The sequence below is a fragment of the Micromonospora fulviviridis genome, from assembly GCF_014648395.1.
GTDB classification, from domain to species: Bacteria; Actinomycetota; Actinomycetes; order Mycobacteriales; family Micromonosporaceae; genus Micromonospora; species Micromonospora fulviviridis.
Window position 1 is genome coordinate 908,490 of record NZ_BMRA01000001.1, and the last position, 18,204, is coordinate 926,693.

The 18,204-nt window shown below is 73.0% G+C and carries 19 protein-coding genes; 3 read left to right on the plus strand and 16 right to left on the minus strand.

The window, feature by feature from the left end; all coding sequences use genetic code 11:
• Positions 1 to 24 precede the first annotated feature (24 nt).
• The 11 genes from IEY96_RS04535 to IEY96_RS04585 form a co-directional block, all read right to left on the minus strand.
• Positions 25 to 813 carry a hypothetical protein gene (locus IEY96_RS04535; protein WP_189193487.1) on the minus strand — a complete coding sequence of 263 codons (789 nt, stop codon included), beginning with the start codon at positions 811 to 813 and terminating at the stop codon, positions 25 to 27.
• Between the two features lie 84 nt (positions 814 to 897).
• Positions 898 to 1,920: a hypothetical protein gene (locus IEY96_RS04540; protein ID WP_189193488.1), complete on the minus strand. Its 1,023-nt coding sequence runs from the start codon at positions 1,918 to 1,920 to the stop codon at positions 898 to 900.
• A gap of 10 nt (positions 1,921 to 1,930) precedes the next feature.
• Complete coding sequence (locus IEY96_RS04545) at positions 1,931 to 3,499, minus strand: polyamine aminopropyltransferase (protein WP_189193489.1); 1,569 nt, start codon at positions 3,497 to 3,499, stop codon at positions 1,931 to 1,933.
• Positions 3,496 to 4,314, minus strand: a complete 819-nt coding sequence (locus tag IEY96_RS04550; RefSeq protein WP_189193490.1) for a hypothetical protein — start codon at positions 4,312 to 4,314, stop codon at positions 3,496 to 3,498. Before IEY96_RS04550 ends, IEY96_RS04545 begins: the two co-directional genes overlap by 4 nt.
• Positions 4,314 to 4,736 (minus strand): DUF350 domain-containing protein, encoded by a 423-nt coding sequence (locus IEY96_RS04555; RefSeq protein WP_189193491.1) that lies wholly within the window; start codon positions 4,734 to 4,736, stop codon positions 4,314 to 4,316. The genes IEY96_RS04550 and IEY96_RS04555 overlap by 1 nt, the downstream gene beginning before the upstream one ends.
• 39 nt (positions 4,737 to 4,775) lie before the next feature.
• Positions 4,776 to 5,201, minus strand: a complete 426-nt coding sequence (locus IEY96_RS04560) for a DUF4247 domain-containing protein (protein ID WP_107077381.1) — start codon at positions 5,199 to 5,201, stop codon at positions 4,776 to 4,778.
• Entirely contained in the window at positions 5,198 to 5,689 is a 492-nt protein-coding gene (locus IEY96_RS04565; RefSeq protein WP_189193492.1) for a DUF2617 family protein, read from the minus strand. Before IEY96_RS04565 ends, IEY96_RS04560 begins: the two co-directional genes overlap by 4 nt.
• 2 nt (positions 5,690 to 5,691) lie before the next feature.
• Positions 5,692 to 6,324 (minus strand): DUF4178 domain-containing protein, encoded by a 633-nt coding sequence (locus IEY96_RS04570; protein ID WP_189193493.1) that lies wholly within the window; start codon positions 6,322 to 6,324, stop codon positions 5,692 to 5,694.
• 93 nt (positions 6,325 to 6,417) lie between these two features.
• Entirely contained in the window at positions 6,418 to 6,795 is a 378-nt protein-coding gene (locus IEY96_RS04575; protein WP_189193494.1) for a hypothetical protein, read from the minus strand.
• Positions 6,796 to 6,895: 100 nt separating this feature from the next.
• Positions 6,896 to 9,487 carry an ATP-dependent chaperone ClpB gene (gene clpB, locus IEY96_RS04580; protein ID WP_189193495.1) on the minus strand — a complete coding sequence of 864 codons (2,592 nt, stop codon included), beginning with the start codon at positions 9,485 to 9,487 and terminating at the stop codon, positions 6,896 to 6,898.
• Between the two features lie 108 nt (positions 9,488 to 9,595).
• Entirely contained in the window at positions 9,596 to 10,699 is a 1,104-nt protein-coding gene (locus IEY96_RS04585) for a beta propeller repeat protein (RefSeq protein ID WP_189193496.1), read from the minus strand.
• A 32-nt stretch (positions 10,700 to 10,731) separates the two neighbouring features.
• On the opposite strand from IEY96_RS04585, the gene IEY96_RS04590 reads away from it, so the two are divergent.
• From IEY96_RS04590 to IEY96_RS04600, 3 genes are all read left to right on the plus strand, one after another.
• On the plus strand, positions 10,732 to 11,232 hold the full coding sequence (locus tag IEY96_RS04590) for a cation:proton antiporter regulatory subunit (RefSeq protein WP_189193497.1): 501 nt from the start codon (positions 10,732 to 10,734) through the stop codon (positions 11,230 to 11,232).
• 7 nt (positions 11,233 to 11,239) lie between these two features.
• Positions 11,240 to 12,448, plus strand: coding sequence for a cation:proton antiporter (locus IEY96_RS04595; protein ID WP_189193498.1), 1,209 nt, complete (start codon positions 11,240 to 11,242; stop codon positions 12,446 to 12,448).
• 170 nt (positions 12,449 to 12,618) lie between these two features.
• Positions 12,619 to 13,047, plus strand: a complete 429-nt coding sequence (locus tag IEY96_RS04600; RefSeq protein WP_189193499.1) for a hypothetical protein — start codon at positions 12,619 to 12,621, stop codon at positions 13,045 to 13,047.
• 267 nt (positions 13,048 to 13,314) lie between these two features.
• On the opposite strand, the gene IEY96_RS04605 is transcribed toward IEY96_RS04600, so the two are convergent.
• The 5 genes from IEY96_RS04605 to dnaK all read right to left on the minus strand — a co-directional run bounded on the left by IEY96_RS04605 (position 13,315) and on the right by dnaK (position 18,128).
• Complete coding sequence (locus tag IEY96_RS04605; RefSeq protein ID WP_189193500.1) at positions 13,315 to 13,524, minus strand: hypothetical protein; 210 nt, start codon at positions 13,522 to 13,524, stop codon at positions 13,315 to 13,317.
• Between the two features lie 204 nt (positions 13,525 to 13,728).
• Positions 13,729 to 14,169 carry a heat shock protein transcriptional repressor HspR gene (locus IEY96_RS04610; protein ID WP_189193501.1) on the minus strand — a complete coding sequence of 147 codons (441 nt, stop codon included), beginning with the start codon at positions 14,167 to 14,169 and terminating at the stop codon, positions 13,729 to 13,731.
• Positions 14,170 to 14,200: 31 nt separating this feature from the next.
• The gene (dnaJ, locus tag IEY96_RS04615; RefSeq protein ID WP_189193502.1) at positions 14,201 to 15,382 is read right to left on the minus strand and encodes a molecular chaperone DnaJ; all 1,182 of its coding nucleotides are present in this window, start codon (positions 15,380 to 15,382) and stop codon (positions 14,201 to 14,203) included.
• Between the two features lie 79 nt (positions 15,383 to 15,461).
• Positions 15,462 to 16,220: a nucleotide exchange factor GrpE gene (gene grpE, locus IEY96_RS04620; RefSeq protein WP_189193503.1), complete on the minus strand. Its 759-nt coding sequence runs from the start codon at positions 16,218 to 16,220 to the stop codon at positions 15,462 to 15,464.
• Positions 16,221 to 16,268: 48 nt separating this feature from the next.
• The gene (gene dnaK, locus IEY96_RS04625) at positions 16,269 to 18,128 is read right to left on the minus strand and encodes a molecular chaperone DnaK (RefSeq protein ID WP_189193504.1); all 1,860 of its coding nucleotides are present in this window, start codon (positions 18,126 to 18,128) and stop codon (positions 16,269 to 16,271) included.
• Positions 18,129 to 18,204: the final 76 nt, after the last annotated feature.

Genomic DNA, 18,204 nt, shown 5'->3' on the forward strand with positions numbered 1-18,204 from the left:
GTCGGCGTCGCTGTTATCCGGGCGTCAACTTCCGGATGGTGGCTCACCCTCGCGGCGCTCGCCGGACTCCGGCGACGGACCGGCCTGCCCCGGCTGTCCCGGCGCGGGCTGGCCCGGCGCGGGCTGACCCGGTGCGGGCTGGCCCGGGTCGCCGGGCGTGGCCGGGTAGCCCGGGGCCTGGGGGTAGCCCGGGGCCTGGGGGTAGCCGGGCTCAGCCGGGTAGGCGGCACCCGGGACCGGCGGCTCCCAGGCCGCCTTGGGCTTGCGGAAGAACTCGTTGGCCTTCGGCAGTGCCAGCAGGATCAGCGCGGCCAGCAGCGCGAGCAGCGCGACCAGGCCGAGCAGCAGGCTGACCGGGCCGTACCAGGACGGCAGCGCGTCCTCCAGCCGGCGCTGGATCTCCTCACCGCTCGGCAGGTCGCCGTTGGTGGGCCCACCGCCGGTGAACCCGCCGGAGACGCCGCTCAGCAGACTGCCGCCGGTGCAGCAGAGCAGGAGGCCGCCCAGCACCCAGGTGGTGATGCGGGAGGCGTTCTTCCCCCGGTTGTTGAGCAGCGCGAGCACGACGAGCCCCACCGCGAGCAGCAGCGTCAGCACGGAGCTGCCGAGGCTGAACGCGTAGGCGATGTCGCCGGCCTGCTCGGCCGAGGTGCCGGCGTACGCGTCCTTCAGCACGTCCCGGATCGTGCCGAGGGTGGACAGCGTCACGATCAGGCTCAACACCTGGATGACGGCGACGAGGATGAGCAGCCAACTGGAAACCGTCACCACGCCCGGACGCGCGCGGGGCGGGGTGCCCGGAGCATCGACCATGATTCTCCCTCCCTTGATCAGAGGACCACCGTAACGAAGCCGGGCCAGGTGGGCACGGCGCGACAGCCGCGACCGGTGCGGGATTCAGCGGCCGGACGGCTGCCGGCGGCAGAGCCGGCGGTACTCGGCGGTCACCACGGCGAGCAGGAAGAGGTCCACGGCGAGCGCGAAGACCGCGCCGAACTGGTTGACCGTGAAGCTGAAGATCTGCCCGAACAGGAGGTCCACGAGGAGGGCGAGCTTGAACAGCCGGAACGCCCGCGGCTGGTCGCTGGGGAGCAGCAGGGCCCCGCGGATGCTCAGCGCGGCGGTGATCAGCGCGGAGACGCTGACGCCGAGCACCGCCCCCCACTCCCGCTGGTCGGGCAGCTCGCCGGTGACGGCGTCCAGGAGAACCCGCAGCACGACGACGAACGGTTCGCCGACCACGTAGAGCACCACCACCGCCACCACCCACCGGTGCGTGGTCACCCAGACCGCCAGGCGGCGGGCCCGGAGGAGCCACGGTTGCCAGAACCGGGGTGCGGGTGGCTCGCTCCGGGGCACCGCGTCCAGCAGCCGGGCCACCGCCTCCTCGACCTCCGGGCCGCAGCCCTGGACCAGCCGCCGCACCGCCGCCCGACGCCGGGCGGTGAGGCCGGTGGTGAGACCGCCGACGACCGTGAACAGCGCGTTCGCCGTGCGCTCCGATGCGGAGAGCCGGGTCCGGCCGCGCAGCGCCTGGGTGATCACGACCAGCAGCGCGAAGGCGACGTAGATGATGCTGGCGGCCGGGGCGTAGAAGTAGTCGGTGCCGGCGGTGACGAACTTGCCGACCTCGTCGATGAACAGCCCGAAGCCCATCCCGCCCAGGATCGCGCCCAGGATGCGCGCCGCGCTGCCGAGGAAGACGAGTGCCACCCCGAGGCCCGCGGTCATGAGCAGGCCACCCCAGAGCACGTGCGCGATGTGCAGCCCGCCACCGCCGAGCTGCGGGTAGCCGGTCGCCTGGAGGTACGCCCGGGTGACCAGCACGGTCACCACTCCGGACAGCACGAACGCCTGAAGGTACGACGGCGCCTCCAGCACCCGGGGCGGTCGCGACCAGCGGGACGGACGGGCGGCCACCCGCCCGACGTTAGTAGCCGCGCCACTCCGCGCGGGCGTACTCCAGCACTCTGGGCTGCAACAACGTGGAGGCGGGCACGTCCAGCCGGGCGCGGTCGGCGGGGAAGGTGGCCGCCGCGGCGAGCACCGACGGGGTGAGGAAGCGCAGCGCCGGCGCGTCGGCGGGCAGCGCCAGCGCGGGCGGCGTCCCGCCCGCCGCGGCGAGCACGAAACCCCAGTCGCCGAAGCTCGGCACGTCCACGTGGTACGGCACGGTGGCGAAGCCGGCCTCCCGGATCGACCGCTCGATCGACCAGTACGACCGGGGCGCGAAGTACGGCGAGCCGGACTGCACCACGAGCCGGCCGCCGGGGGCGAGCACTGGCCGGATCAGCGCGTAGAACTCGATCGTGTAGAGCTTGGCGGTGGCCGTCTCGTCCGGGTCGGGCAGGTCGGCGATGACGACGTCGAAGCGTTCCGTGGCGGTCCGCAGCCAGCCGAACGCGTCGACGTTGAGCACCCGTACCCGGGGGTCGGCGAGCGAGTGGTGGTTGAGGTCCCGCAGCTGCGGTTCGGAACGGGCCAGCCGGACCACGGCCGGGTCGAGGTCGACCAGGGTCACCTGGCGCACGTCCGGGTACTTGAGGATCTCCCGCAGCGCCAGCCCGTCCCCGGCGCCGAGCACCAGCACGTTCCCGTGCGGCCCGCGCATCGCCGGGTGCACCAGCGACTCGTGGTAGCGGTACTCGTCGATCGAGCTGAACTGGAGGTCACCGTTGAGGAACAGCCGCAGGTCGGTGTCGGCGTGGCCGACCTCCCGCACCGACCGGGTCAGCACGATCTCCTGGTAGCGGCTGCGCTCGGCGTGCACCACCGGGTCGCGGTAGAGCTGCTGCCGCGCGGTCACCTCGAAGTCGTGCGCGGTGACCCAGGCGTACCCCAGGCAGAGGGCGACCACGACGGCGCCGGCGCCGAGCGCGACCCGGGCCCGGCGGCCGAGGTCGGCGCGGAAGACCGTGCAGACCAGGGCGAGGCCGGCGACGGCGTTCACCGCGCCCACCACGAGGGCGCCCTTGAGCTGGCCGAAGACCGGCATCAGCAGGAACGGGAAGGCCAGCCCGCCGAGCAGCGCGCCGACGTAGTCGGCGGCGAACAGGTCGGCCACGGCACTGCCCGCGGACTGCTCGCGGATGCGTTGCAGCAGCACCATGAGCAGCGGGATCTCGGCGCCGATCAGCAGGCCGAGCACGAACGCGGTGCCGACCAGCGCCGGCCCGTAGAGGTCGAGCCAGGCGAACGCGGCGTAGAGGCCGAGCACGGAGAGGCCGCCGAGCAGGGCCAGGGTCAGCTCGATCGCGGCGAACGCGGCCGCCGCCCGGGACTGGAACGGCTTCGCGACCAGCGCGCCCACGCCCATCGCGAAGACCATCACGCCGAGCACGATCGACGCCTGCCCGACCGTGTCGCCGATCAGGTAGCTGCCGAGCGCGACCAGGGCCAGCTCGTACACCAGGCCGCAGGCCGCGCAGACGAAGACCGCGAGCAGGACCCCCGCGCGGGCCGGGCGCCACCGCGGCCGCGCCGGCGCGTCGGTGGTCACGCCTTCTCCCGGGTACGCGGTTCCGCGGTCTCCGCCCCGGCGCGCTGCGCGGGCACGACTCCCCGGCGCTCACGGCGGCGCTGCACCACGCCCACGGTGACGAAGAGCGCGGCGAGCAGGAGAAGCCCGACCGTGGCGAGCAGCCAGCCCCAGCGGTCCCGCAGCATGTCGCTGCCCGCGTCGGGCAGCGGGGACGGGCTGGCCGCGGCCGGGGTGGGTGTGGCGGCGGCCGGCGGGACGATCTCCGCCTCGGCGGCGAGCAACGGCAGCATGACCGCTGCCCGGGTGACCGCCCAGCCCGGATCGTCGATGAACACCTCGTCGGTGAGCCCGAGCCGTTCCAGCCCGCTCCGCATCCGCCACAGGACGTCGGAGTCGATGTCCGGTGAGCCGGTCACCTCCACCTGGGCGGTGTCGTTGCTCTCGCTGCTCTCGGAGACGTAGCGGATGACGGCCGTCACCTGCAGCCACCGGGTGCAGGCCCCGTTCCCCTCGACCCGCACCCCGTCGCCGAGGTTGGAGCCGGCGCTGACGACGTCGTCACCGTAGTCCCAGTAGTCCTTCAGCACCCAGCCGTAGCAGACACCCTGGCCGGCGGTGGACTGCGCCAGGATCGGCACGGTGTCGCCACGCTCCTGCGCGGTCGGCGCCGGCACCTTGTCGGACCCGTCGGCGCCGAACACCGAGCCCCAGCTCGGGTAGACGACCAGCCCTCCGCAGCAGACGACCGCCACGACGATGGTCCAGAAGAGCGCCCAGCCGCTCTTCTTCGGCTGCCCCGACGGCTTCGCCCCGGGCTGCTCGCCGGGCGTCATCAGCTGATCGCGGCGGCGATGATCGCGCCGGTGGCGAGGTGCACGACGGCGGAGACCCAGACCGCGGGGTGCGGCTCCGGGTCGACCAGGATCTCCCCGAGCCTGCCCGGGGTGGCCATGTCGAGCAGCAGGAACGACGCGGCCATGATGACCAGCCCGAGGATGCCGTACGCGGCCGCGCCGACCAGGCCGAGGGCGAAGTCGTCCGCGCTGGCGGCGATCGCGGCGACCACGATGATGCCGACACCGGCCAGGTTCGAGGCGAGCAGCAGCGCGGCGTTGCGGTTGCGCTCCGCCCAGATCAGCTCGTGCAGCTTGCCGGGAGTGGCCACGTCGACCAGCACGTAGCCGACGGCCATCAGGGCGACGCCGACCACGCCGTAGGCGAGCGTGACGAGCAGATCGGTGACCAGGGTCTGCACAGGTGACTCCAGTATTCGTCGGGGTGGGAGGAGGTCAGGTCACTTGCCGGAGCCGGGGCCGCCGCCGCGGACCGTGCTGCCCCGCCCCCAGCCCCAGTGGCTGCCCACCCGGGAGTGGTAGCGGGGGTAGGCGGTGGTCATCCGCTCCAGCAGGATCACCGAGCCGGCGGCGAGCGGCAGGATCACCACCGAGTCGTCGTCGTAGCGCAGGTAGACCCCGCTGCCGTCGACGTACTGGTCGGCCGGCTGCCAGGCGTCGGTGATCTCCTTCGACACCTGGCTCGGCGTCCGGTTCGACGTGTACGCGATCGCGTCCGAGCCGAGGTCCCGGCTGGTGGCCCGGGTGTAGCGGTCCTCCACGTAGCCCCGCGGCGAGAAGTTGCCGTAGAAGATCGCGAAGGCGGCGACCACGGCACCGATGACGGCGAACGCCACGCCCACCACGAACCACCGTCGGTACGTCACAGCTTTACCACCGTCTCGGTCAGGACCAGCTCGTTGGTCTGGGGGTACGCGTGCCAGGTGCGCCAGGCCACCGAGCCGGCCGGGGGCGCGGGGCGGACGGCGAGCGCGGTGACCGCGTCCTCGTCGCCGGGAAAGACCCCGATCAGCGCGTACGGGTCGTCGGCCAGTTCGGCGCGGAGCGCGGCGACCCGGGTGCGCAGGCCGTCGCCCGCCGGCCGGAGCACCGTGGCGGTGAACCGGTAACCGGCGGTCTCGTCGTGCAGGGCGTCCGGCAGGTGCGGTGGGCGGCCGGGCAGGCAGGCGACCGTCTCGGTGAGGTCGCCGCAGATCACCTGGTGCGAGGCGCCGAGCAGGCGCAGCCGCAGCCGCAGCCCGCCGGGCAGGGTCAACTCGCGCACGTGCAGGGCGGGGCGCTCGGGGCCGCCGAGGGCCAGGCTCAGGTCGGCGGCGCGGGTGTCGACGTACGGGGCGTCCAGGGCGACGAGCACGCTCAGCCCACCTTCTCCGGACCGCCCTGCGGGTAGATCATCACCTCGGCGCGGTGCAGCTGCTCGCCGAGGTTCACCTCCCAGCCCGCCTCCCCGTACGCCTCGAAGGAGAGCCGCGCCCCGCCGGGCGCCTGGTAGTCGTGGTAGCGCATGGTGCCGCGCGGGTCGAGGCCGGTGCCCTCGGTGGCCGTGTACTTCGCCTGGCCGGACTCGTCCCAGTTGTAGCGGCGGCCGGCGATCTCCAGCGTCGGCGCACCGGGGGTGACGGTGGCCGACGGTTCGCTGGTCCAGAGCACCATCTCCAGGTCGGGCTCCGACTCGACGGAGAGCCAGCGCTTCACCCCGCCGGCGTCGTCGAGCAGGTGCTCCGCCCAGCTCCAGCCGCCCTCGACCAGGTGCACCGAGCCGCGCACGGTGTAGGGCACCTGGCGGATCTCCACGATGTCGCCGGGCTTGAGCCCGCGGGGGTCACCGCGCAGCGCGTCGGCATCCCGGTCCCGGAACGGGTCGCCGGGAGTGGCCGTCGGGCGTTGCGCGGACCGGGCCCGGCGGAGGGCGATCACGGCGATCACCACGCCGGCCACCCCGACCAGGCACCCCAACGTGGTCACCACGTACGCCAGCGAACCGTTCACGGTCGTCTCCCCCCAAGGTGCATCGGCGGAGACGGTAACAACCCGACGCACGTGCGCCGAAGTGCTGTTCGCTGAGTGACCGATCAGCTACGGTCAGGCCCCCGTGAGGCGTTCGGTGGCGTACTCACGAAGGGTGGCGCGGCCCATGATGCAGCCGCTGAACGTGGTGAACTCGCCGTCGTCGTCGCGCAGCCGCTCCCAGGCGGCCCGGCCCGCCGCCGGGTCGACCGTGTCCAGCAGCGCGGCCGCGTACGCCTTCCCGGCCGGCGACCCGTGCTTCAACAGCCGGTCGACCTTCTTCCGGGCCGCCTCGGGATGCTCCCGCAGGGCCCGCTCCACGTGCCGGTACGCCTCGGTCGCCGGCAGGATCTGCCCGGCGATCCCCACCCCGCCGAAGGCGAGCGTGTCCGCCCGGCCGAGTTCCTCGACGGCCGCGTCCAACTCCCGGTCCTTCTTCCCGATCCCCAACATGCCCTGACTATTGCCCTGGCCGGCCACTGTCGACCCTGTTGATCAAGAAAAGGATCGGCCCGGCCGGCCCCGTTGAGGGCCGGCCGGGCCGGACGGGTGGTCAGGCGGCGGTGACGGTGAGGGCGTCCTTCGAGTCGGCCAGGTCGACCTTGACCGTGTCGCCGTCGCGGATCTGGCCGGCCAGCAGGGCCTTGGCGAGCTGGTCGCCGATCGCGGACTGCACCAGGCGGCGCAGCGGGCGGGCACCGTAGATCGGGTCGTACCCGTGCTCGGCGAGCCACACCCGGGCGGCGTCGCTGATGTCCAGCGCCAGCCGGCGGTCGGCGAGCCGCCTCCGCATCCGGTCGAGCTGGATGTCGACGATCGCCCGCAGGTCCTCGCCCTGGAGGGCGGCGAACACCACGATGTCGTCGAGGCGGTTGAGGAACTCCGGCTTGAAGTGCGACCGGACCACCGCGAGGACGCCCTCCCGACGCTGCTCCTCGGCCAGCGTCAGGTCGCTGATCACCGACGACCCCAGGTTCGAGGTGAGGATCAGGATCGCGTTGCGGAAGTCCACGGTGCGGCCCTGGCCGTCGGTCAGCCGGCCGTCGTCGAGCACCTGGAGCAGCACGTCGAAGACGTCCGGGTGGGCCTTCTCCACCTCGTCCAGCAGGATCACCGAGTACGGCCGGCGGCGCACCGCCTCGGTGAGCTGGCCGCCCTCCTCGTAGCCGACGTACCCGGGCGGGGCGCCGACCAGGCGGGCCACGGAGTGCTTCTCGCCGTACTCGCTCATGTCGATGCGGACCATGGCCCGCTCGTCGTCGAAGAGGAACTCGGCGAGCGCCTTGGCCAGCTCGGTCTTGCCGACACCGGTCGGGCCGAGGAAGAGGAAGCTGCCGGTCGGGCGGTCCGGGTCGGCGACGCCGGCCCGGGCGCGGCGGACCGCGTCGGACACGGCGCCGACGGCCTCGGCCTGGCCGACCACACGGGCCCGCAGCGACTCCTCCATCCGGAGCAGCTTGGCGGTCTCGCCCTCCAGCAGCCGGCCGGCCGGGATGCCGGTCCAGGAGGCGACCACCGCGGCGATGTCGTCCGCGCCGACCTCCTCCTTGAGCATCGCGCCGTCGGCCTGGAGCTGGGCCAGCTTCTCCTCGGCCTGTTTCAGCTCGGCCTGGAGGGCGGGGATCCGGCCGTAGCGCAGCTCGGCGGCGCGCTCCAGCTCGCCGTCGCGCTCGGCCCGCTCGGCCTCGCCGCCGAGCCGCTCCAGCTCCTCCTTGGCGGTGGAGAGCTTGGTGATGTGGCTCTTCTCCAGCTGCCAGCGCTCGGAGAGCGCGGTGAGCTGCTCGCGCTTGTCGGCCAGCTCCTTGCGCAGCCGGGCCAGCCGCTCGGCGGAGGCGGCGTCCGGCTCCTTGGCCAGCGCCATCTCCTCGATCTCCAGCCGGCGTACCGCCCGCTCGATCTCGTCCACCTCGACCGGACGGGAGTCGATCTCCATCCGGAGCCGGGAGGCGGACTCGTCGACCAGGTCGATCGCCTTGTCCGGCAGGAACCGGTCGGTGATGTAGCGGTCGGAGAGGCCGGCGGCGGCGACCAGGGCGGCGTCGGTGATCCGGACGCCGTGGTGCACCTCGTAGCGCTCCTTGAGGCCGCGCAGGATGCCGATGGTGTCCTCGATGGTCGGCTCGCCGACCAGCACCGGCTGGAAGCGGCGCTCCAGCGCCGGGTCCTTCTCGATGTGCTCGCGGTACTCGTCCAGCGTGGTGGCGCCGACCATCCGCAGCTCGCCGCGGGCCAGCATGGGCTTGAGCATGTTGCCGGCGTCCATCGAGCCCTCGCCCTTGCCCGCGCCGACCACGGTGTGCAGCTCGTCGAGGAAGGTGATGACCTGGCCGTCGGAGTTCTTGATCTCCTCCAGCACCGACTTCAGCCGCTCCTCGAACTGGCCGCGGTACTGCGCGCCGGCCACCATCGCGCCGAGGTCGAGCGAGACGAGCTTCTTGTCCCGCAGCGACTCCGGCACGTCACCGGCGACGATCCGCTGGGCCAGGCCCTCGACGATGGCGGTCTTGCCGACGCCCGGCTCGCCGATCAGCACCGGGTTGTTCTTGGTCCGGCGGGACAGCACCTGGATCACCCGGCGGATCTCCGAGTCCCGGCCGATGACCGGGTCGATCTTGCCCTCGCGGGCGCTCGCCGTCAGGTCGACGCCGTACTTCCCGAGGGCCTGGTAGGTCTGCTCCGGGTCGGCCGTGGTGACCCGCCGGTCCCCGCCGCGCACGGTCGGGAAGGCGGCGACGAGGTTCTCCTCGGTGGCGCCGGCGTTCTTCAGCGCGACGGACACCGCGCCACCCACCCGGGCCAGACCGGCCAGCAGGTGCTCGGTGGAGGTGTACTCGTCGCCCAGCGGCCGCGCGATCTGCTCGGCGGCGCCGATGGCGTTGACGAACTCCCGGGCCAGGGTGGGCTCGGCGATGCTGGAGCCGCGCGCCGCGGGCAGGGTGTCGACCGAGCGCTGGGCGACCCGGCGCAGCTCGGCGGGGTCGGCCCCGACGGCGCGCAGCAGGCCGGCGGCGGTCGAACCCTCGGTGTCCAGCAGCGACAGCAGCAGGTGCCAGGGCTCCACGGTGGCGTGCCCGCGCTGGTTCGCCAGCGCGACGGCGCCGGTGATGGTCTCGCGGCTCTTGGTGGTGAGTCGTTCCGTGTTCATGGGCTCCCCCGGATCGGCGTGTCCACTGGGAGAGACACAACCAGAGTTGAGTCTATTCCGCTCAACTCCGGAAGTGTGACGCCGGTCACCCCATCGTCGGGGCGCCGGTCAACCGCCGCCCAGCACCACCCTGACCCAGCGCCGGTTGGCCGTCCAGCCCGTGCCGAGCACCACGTCGTCCGGGCCCCGGGCGGCGATCGTGCCGTCGCCCAGCACCGTGAGGTGGTGCTCGCCGGTGAGCGGCCAGTCGACCCGGTAGTAGCGGCCGCCGGCCACCACGCCCACCCCGTCCGGGCTGGTCACCGCCACCAGCTCGGCCCCGAGCGGCGCCACCGAGCGGGCCTGCGCGGGATGCCCGGCGGCGCGGACCAGCGCCCACTCCCCGCCGCCCACCAGCCGCCAGAGCGCCGGGAAGCCCGTCCGGTCCGGGCGCTCCCCGACCAGCCAGGCGCCGCCGTCCGGGGCGATCACCGCGCGGAGCACCCCCACCTCGTCGCCCCGCCAGGGCAGTGGCGTCGACACCCAGTGCCGGCCCGCGTCCCGGGACACCGCGGCCGCGGGCCGGCCGTCGCGCGCGCCGGCCGCCACCACGAGGTCCCCGGAATGGCCCACGGTGTTCAAACCGGGTACGGCCGGCTGGGCGGGCAACGGCCGCAGGGCGGCACCGTCCCACTCGGCCACCGCACCGGACCCCTCGATCACCTGGAAGCGACCCCGGGCCGCCACCAGCGCCGCCGGCTCCCCGCCCGTGCTGTGGACGAAGCTGGCCCCGCCGTCGGTCGAGGTGTACCAGCCGTACGGCTCGGCGAGCAGCACCAGCGCCCCCGGCACCGCGTAGAGCTGCTGGTCCTCCGCCACCGGGCGGGGATGCCGCAGCGCCTGCCAGCTACGGCCGCCGTCCACCGTCACGTACAGCAGGGCGGTGCAGCCCCGGCCGGGTGGCACGCCGTCGCAGGCGGCGAAGAGCGCGTACCCGTGGTCGGCGTCGACGAACTCCACGAAGGGGCGGTCGTACCGGCGGTCAACGGCGACACGGACCTGGCGTACCTCGTCGAAGCCGACGGCCCGCGACGGCGCCGGCGCGGTCGGCGCCGGCCGCGGGGACGCGGACGACCGGTCGGGTGGGGGCCGGCGGACGTCGCCGATCGAGCAGGCGGCGAGGGCCGGGACCAGCAGCAGACCGACGGTCGGGAGCACTCTGCGACCGATCATGGCCCCCTCCTCCGCACGGTAGCCTTGCCCGGGTGCGAGTACGTGTCGAACAGACTGCCCTACCGGGGATCGGCATCCGTCACGATTTGATGACGGAATCCGGCCGCCGGCTCGGGGTGGTCTCCCACCGCAATGGCCGCCGCGACCTGGTCCTCTACGACCCGGAAGACCCCGACTCCTGTCAGCACGACATACCGCTGACCGACGACGAGGCGGAGGCGCTGGCCGACATCCTCGGCGCGTCGCTGATGCTCGGCCAGCTCGCCGGGCTGCGCGACCAGGCCGCCGGGCTGCTCACCGAGCAGATCGCCATCCCGGCCGGCTCCCGGTACGTCAACCGGCCGCTCGGTGACACCAAGGCACGGACCCGCACCAGCGCCTCCATCGTGGCGGTGCTGCGTCAGGGCGAGGTGATCGTCTCGCCCGATCCCACCTTCCGGTTCGAGGCCGGTGACGTGGTCGTCGTGGTCGGCACCCGGCAAGGGCTCGACGGGGTCACCGCGATCCTCGCCGAAGCCGACCCGGACGGCTGAGGCGCGGATGCACGAATCCACCACGCTGCTCGTCGAGGTCGGCGCGCTGCTGCTCCTGCTCGGCCTGCTCGGCCGGCTCAGCCGCCGCTTCGGTGTCTCACCCATCCCCCTCTACCTGCTCGCCGGACTCGCCTTCGGCCACGGCGGCCTGCTGCCGCTCAACGCCAGCGAGGAGTTCTTCGCCGTCGGCGCGGAGATCGGCGTGATCCTGCTGCTGGTCATGCTCGGCCTGGAGTACAGCGCCAACGAACTGGTGGGCAACCTCCGGTCCGCCGCGCCGGCCGGTCTGATCGACGCGGTGCTCAACGCGCTGCCCGGCTTCGCCTTCGCCCTCCTGCTCGGCTGGGGCTGGGTGGCCGCCGTGGTGCTCGCCGGCGTCACCTGGGTCTCCTCGTCCGGCGTGATCGCGAAGGTGCTCGGCGACCTCGGCCGGGTCGGTAACCGGGAGACCCCGGTGATCCTCTCCGTCCTGGTGATCGAGGACCTCGCCATGGCCCTGTACCTGCCGCTGGTCACCGCGCTGCTCGCCGGGGTCGGCCTGGTCAAGGGCGGCATCGCGCTCGCCGTCGCGGTGCTCACCGTGGTCGTCGTGCTGGCCGTCGCGATCCGGTACGGCCATCTGATCTCCGCCGCGCTCTCCGCCAAGGACCCGGAGGCGCTCCTGCTCGGGGTGCTCGGCCTCACCCTGCTCGTCGCCGGGGCCGCGGCCAAGCTCCAGGTCTCCGCCGCGGTCGGCGCGTTCCTGGTCGGCATCGCCCTGTCCGGGCCGGTGGCGCACCACGCCACCGAACTGCTCTCGCCGCTGCGGGACCTCTTCGCCGCGGTCTTCTTCGTCTTCTTCGGCCTGGTCACCGACCCGCTCGACATGCCGCCGGTGCTGCTGCCGGCGCTGCTGCTGGCCGTGGTCACCATGGGGACGAAGCTGGCCACCGGCTGGCTGGCCGCCCGCCGGGCCGGGATCGCCGAGCCCGGTCGCTGGCGGGCCGGCTTCGCGCTCACCCCCCGCGGCGAGTTCTCCATCGTCATCGCCGGGCTGGCCGTGGCCGCCGCGTACCCGGTCGAGCCGCGGCTGGCCGCGCTCGCCACGGCGTACGTGCTGATCACCGTGGTGACCGGGCCGATGTTGGCCCGTCTGCCCGACCTGCCCTGGTTCAAGGCCTGGCTGCGGCGGCGCGCCGCCGCCCGGCGGCCGGTGCCCGCGACAGTGGCCGACTGACCTCGGCCGGGCCGGGTCGACCGTACGGTGGACCCGGCCCGGCCAACGGTTGCCGAATTGATTCCGGGAAGGTCTACCGCCGCCCCGCGAAACCGCGTTAACGTGTCGCCCCAGCAGCCAGGGTCCGCGGGTGGCCGGTGCCCCCGCCAGCGCAAGCGGAAGGTCGGCCGGTGAACGTGCAGGAAGAAACGTTCCACGGCTTCGCCAACCCCGTCGACCCCTCGCCCGCCGAACTGCGGTCGTGGGCCTACCAGCCGGATTCCGTCCCGCTGACCTCCATGCCCCCGGACTGGGACCTGCTGGTCGCCGGGGACCACCTGGTGCAGACGCTGTTCGACCTGGCCATGGACCCGGCCTGCCCGGCCCGCCGGTTCGCCCTGCACTGCCTCTACATCTACGCCGCCGACGGCATCCGGACGAACTTCCGGGCCCACCCGAAGCGCCGCTTCCGCAAGCTCGTCGAGCAGGCCGAGCGGGCCGGCGACGAGCTGATGCGCAACTGGGCGCACAACAGCCGGGTGCTGCTCGCCCGGCCGGACCTCTTCGCCTACCGCGACTGGTGCGAGGGTGGCCTGGTGCGGGAGAACCGGCGGCTCTGAGGTTTTGCTTCCTGTGGGTGGGGGTGTGGCCCCGCCGTGCCCGGCTCCGGGCGGTCAGGCTTGATCCCTGCGCCGGTCACGGCGGGGCCACACCCAGGCTCCGTGGCTCGCCGCCGGCTTCGTGGGAGTGATCTTCTTCCCCGGGAAGGGCGACACGGCGAACGGGCCGGGACCCTCGACGGCGTCACGGTGTCCCGGGGCGCTCGGCTTTTGACGGCGAACGGGCCGGGACCCCCCGTGGGTCCCGGCCCGCACGTCGCGGATCGGTCAGCCGGTCGATCCGCCCTGCTTCCTGCGCCGCTCGTCGTCCCTGGCGCGGTCGACGCCGTGGTCGACCTGGTCGGCGAAGCGCCCTTCCTTGACCTTGTCGGTGAAGCGACCCTCGGTGACCCGGTCGAATCGCTCCCGGACGTTCTCGGCCACCTGTTCCAGCCGTTCCTCCGCCCGTTCCGCCACCTTCTTCGCCGATTCCGCCATGGCTCCCCCTGCCAGTTCGGAGTCCGAATTGAGGCGCTTGGCCGCATTCACATGCTACCGAACCCGCCCCTGCCGTACCCCGCTTTCGCCCAACCACCCGCCTCCACCGGCACCTGGGCTGGCCGGGGCGGGCACAAGCGAAGGCCGGCGCGAGCCCGGGTGGGCGCGCGCCGGCCTTGAGTCGGTGGGCGGGATGCGTGCAGGTCAGCGGTCGGGGGTGCGGCGCGGGCGCCAGACCACGAGCGCGGTGGAGGTGCGGTTGGTCGGGACGAGGTCGCCGCGGGAGAAGCCGCCCAGCGACTCCAGCTCGGCGATCCGGCGGTACGCGGCGTCCAGCTCCGCCTCCAGCCGGGCCACCCGCTGCTGGGCCTCCTCGAGCAACCGTTCCAGGTTGATGATCCGCTTGACCCCGGCCAGGTTGATCCCGTCGTCCTGGCTGAGCCGCTGCACCTCGCGGAGCAGCACCACGTCCCGGACGCTGTACCGGCGACCGCCGCCGGCCGCCCGGCCGGCCTGCACCAGGCCCAGCCGGTCGTACTGGCGGAGGGTCTGCGGGTGCATTCCCGCCATCCGCGCCGCCACCGAGATCATCAGCACCTTGGCCTCGTAGGCAGGGTCACCCGTGCCGACGAACTCCTGCGACATCCCCGCTCACCTCCGCTGCCTCGTCACCCGGTCAACTGAATCGACGCACCCGCGCGTCGAGATGTTCCCGCGCTGCCGGCGGGGTCTGCTCCGCGAACGTCTCCAGCGCGGTCCGCGCCTCGTCGGACAGCTTCGCGGGGACCACCACGTCGAGGGTGACCAGGAGGTCACCGGCGCGGCCGTCCTTGCGTACGACGCCCTTGCCCCGGGCGCGCAGCACCCGACCGCTGGGGGTACCCGGCGGCACCCGCAGGGTCACCGTGCCGTCCAGGGTCGGCACCCGCAGGTCGGTGCCGAGCACCGCCTCCGCGAACGTGATCGGCACGGTCAGGGTCAGGTCGTCCCCGGTGCGCCCGAACAGCTCGTCCGGGCGGACCTTCACGTGCACGAACAGGTCGCCCGCCGGGCCGCCCCGCTCGCCGGGCTCGCCCCGGCCGGCCAGCCGGATGCGCTGGCCGTCGGCGACGCCCGCCGGGAAGCGCACGTTCAGCGTGCGGGTCTTGGTGACCCCGCCGGTGCCCTGGCACTCCGGGCACTTCTCCTCGACGATGGTGCCGACGCCCTGGCAGTTGCGGCACGGCTCGGAGAAGCTGAACGACCCCTGGTTGCGGGTGGTCACCCCGGCGCCGTGGCAGACCGGGCAGGCCACCGGCTGGGTGCCGGGCTTGGCCCCGTTGCCGTGGCAGGTCTCGCAGACCCCGGGGGCGCGCAGCGTCAACGGCAGGGTGACGCCGCGGACCGCGTCGGGGAAGTCGAGCGCCACCTCGGTCTCGACGTCCCGACCCCGGGCCGGGCCGCGCGGACGGGCCGCGCCGCCGGCGCCCCCGCCCGTGAAGATCGAGCTGAACAGGTCGCCCAGGCCGCCGCCACCGAACCGGGCCTCGCCGCCGGCCGCCCCGCCGAACAGGTCGGAGACGTCGAACGGCATGCCGCCGGGCTGGCCCGCGCCGCGGGCGTTACGCCGGAAGGCGCCGGAGCCGAAGAGCGAACGCATCTCGTCGTACTCGCGGCGCTTCTTCTCGTCGCCGAGCACGGCGTACGCCTCGGAGACGGCCTTGAACCGCTCCTCGGCCTTCGGGTCGCCGGGGTTGTGGTCCGGGTGCGACTCCCGAGCCAGCTTCCGGTACGACTTCTTGATCTCGTCGGAGGAGGCGGACTTCTCCACGCCCAGCGCGGCGTAGTAGTCCTTCTCGATCCAGTCCTTGGAACTCACCGGTCCACCCCCTTCCACGGGACGTACCCCGGTCGCCCCGCCCGCCCGGTGCGGGCGGGCGGGACGTCACGGGTCGGCACTACTCCGGATCGGCGACCGCGACCAGGGCGGGCCGCAGCAGCCGTTCGCCGAGTTGGTAACCCCGGCGCATGACCTGCACGCAGGTCGGTTCGGTCACGTCGGCGGAGGTCTGGTGCGCCACCGCCTCGTGCCGGGTCGGGTCGAACGGGTCACCCTGCTCACCGAAGGCGGTCAGGCCGAACTTGCCCAGCGCGGTGGTGAGCTGCTCGGCCACGCTGCCGAACGGGCCCACCAGGTCGCCGTGCTCGCGGGCCCGGTCCAGGTCGTCGAGGATCGGCAGCAGCGCGGTCAGCACCGTGCCGATCGCCTGCTCCTGGACCAGGCTGCGGTCCCGGTCGACCCGCTTGCGGTAGTTGGCGTACTCCGCCGACACCCGCTGGACGTCGCGGGTCCGCTCGTCCAGCTCGGCCCGGAGCGACTCCAGCTCGGCGCCGAGCGGCGCGGCCGGCGCGGCGGCCTCCTCGCTCGGCTGGGCCGGGGCGTCCACCACCGGCGGGCCGGCGACCGGGACCTCGGCCTCGCCCTCGATCTCGTCGACCACGACCTCGGCGTCCTCGACGAGCCCCTCGGCCGGCGCGTCGGCCGCGGCGTCGGCGGCCGACGTGTCGGTCGCCGCCTTCTCGGTGGTCTTGCCGATCTTGCGCTTGTCACGGATGACGACCCGCGGCTCCTCGCCGGCGCCCTGCCCGGCGCTCGCGGAGCCACCCGGCGCCGACCCGGTGGAGCCCGGGTCGGCGGCTCGTGGCTTCTCCGTCATGCGGCTACCTCATCCCTCTGCCGTGGAAAACGTGTCCGGGACCGAAGGTCACTTCTTGTCCTCGTCCACGATCTCCGCGTCGACCACGTCGTCGGGACCGCCGGCCTGGGCGCCACCGGGCGCACCCGCGCCCGCGCCCGGGCCGGCCGCGCCCGGGGCGGCCTGCTCGCCCTGCTGCTGCGAGTAGAGCAGCGAGCCGGCCTGCTGGGAGACCTGCGCCAGCTTCTCGTGTGCAGCCTTGATCTTGTCGATGTCCTGGCCGCCGAGCGCGCTGCGCAGCTCGCCGAGCGCCTCGTTGAGCTGGTCGCGGTTCTCCGCGGGCAGCTTGTCGCCGCTCTCGGCGAGGAACTTCTCGGTCTGCCACTGGAGCGCCTCGGCCACGTTGCGGGTCTCCGCCTCGTCGCGACGCCGCTTGTCCTCGTCGGCGTGCTCCTCGGCGTCCCGACGCATCCGCTCGATGTCGTCCTTCGGCAGCGAGGAGCCGCCGGTGATCGTCATCTTCTGTTCCTTGCCCGTGCCGAGGTCCTTGGCGTGCACGTTGACGATGCCGTTGGCGTCGATGTCGAACGTGACCTCGATCTGCGGCACGCCGCGGGGCGCCGGCGGGAGGCCGGTCAGCTCGAAGGTGCCGAGCTTCTTGTTGTAGGCCGCGATCTCCCGCTCGCCCTGGAACACCTGGATGAGCACCGACGGCTGGTTGTCGTCGGCCGTGGTGAAGACCTCGGAGCGCTTGGTCGGGATGGTGGTGTTGCGCTCGATCAGCTTGGTGAAGATGCCGCCCTTGGTCTCGATGCCCAGGCTCAGCGGGGTCACGTCGAGCAGCAGGACGTCCTTGACCTCACCCTTGAGCACACCGGCCTGCAGGGCGGCGCCGACGGCGACGACCTCGTCCGGGTTGACGCCCTTGTTCGGGTCGCGGCCCGTGAGCTGCTTGACCAGGTCGGTCACGGCCGGCATCCGGGTCGAGCCGCCGACCAGGATGACGTGGTCGACATCGGAGATCTTGATCCCGGCGTCCTTGACGGCCTGCTCGAACGGGCCCTTGCAGCGGTCCAGCAGGTCCTGCGTCATCCGCTGGAACTCGGCGCGGCTCAGGGTCACGTCGAGGTGCAGCGGGCCCGCCGCGCCGGCGGTGATGTACGGCAGGTTGATGTTGGTGGTGGTGGCGGCGGACAGCTCGATCTTGGCCTTCTCGGCCGCCTCCTTGAGCCGCTGCATGGCCATCTTGTCCTGGGACAGGTCGATGCCGTGCTCGCCGCGGAAGGTCTTCACCAGGTGGTCGATGATGCGCTGGTCCCAGTCGTCACCACCGAGGTGGTTGTCACCGCTGGTGGACTTGACCTCGATGACGCCCTCGGCCAGCTCCAGCAGCGAGACGTCGAAGGTGCCGCCACCCAGGTCGAAGACCAGGACGGTCTGCTCCTTGGAGCCCTTGTCGAGGCCGTACGCCAGGGCCGCCGCGGTCGGCTCGTTCACGATCCGCAGCACGTTGAAGCCGGCGATCTCGCCGGCCTCCTTGGTGGCCTGCCGCTGGCCGTCGTTGAAGTAGGCCGGCACGGTGATGACCGCGTCGGTGATCTGCTCACCCAGGTACGCCTCGGCGTCCCGCTTGAGCTTCATCAGCGTGCGGGCCGAGATCTCCTGCGGGGTGTACTTCTTGCCGTCGATGTCGACGGTCCAGTTGGTGCCGATCTCCCGCTTGACCGAGCGGATGGTCCGGTCCGGGTTCGTCACCGCCTGGCGCTTGGCGACCTCACCGACGAGCACCTCGCCGTTGCGGGCGAACGCGACGATCGAGGGGGTCGTCCGCGAGCCCTCAGCGTTGGCGATGACGGTGGGCTCACCGCCCTCGAGAACGCTGACGCAGGAGTTCGTCGTGCCGAGGTCGATGCCGACCGCACGTGCCATGTTCGCTTCCTCGCTTCGTAACGGTGAGCAGGTCAACGGGCCTGCCCGGCGGGTCGCCCGCAGCGACCGCACCACA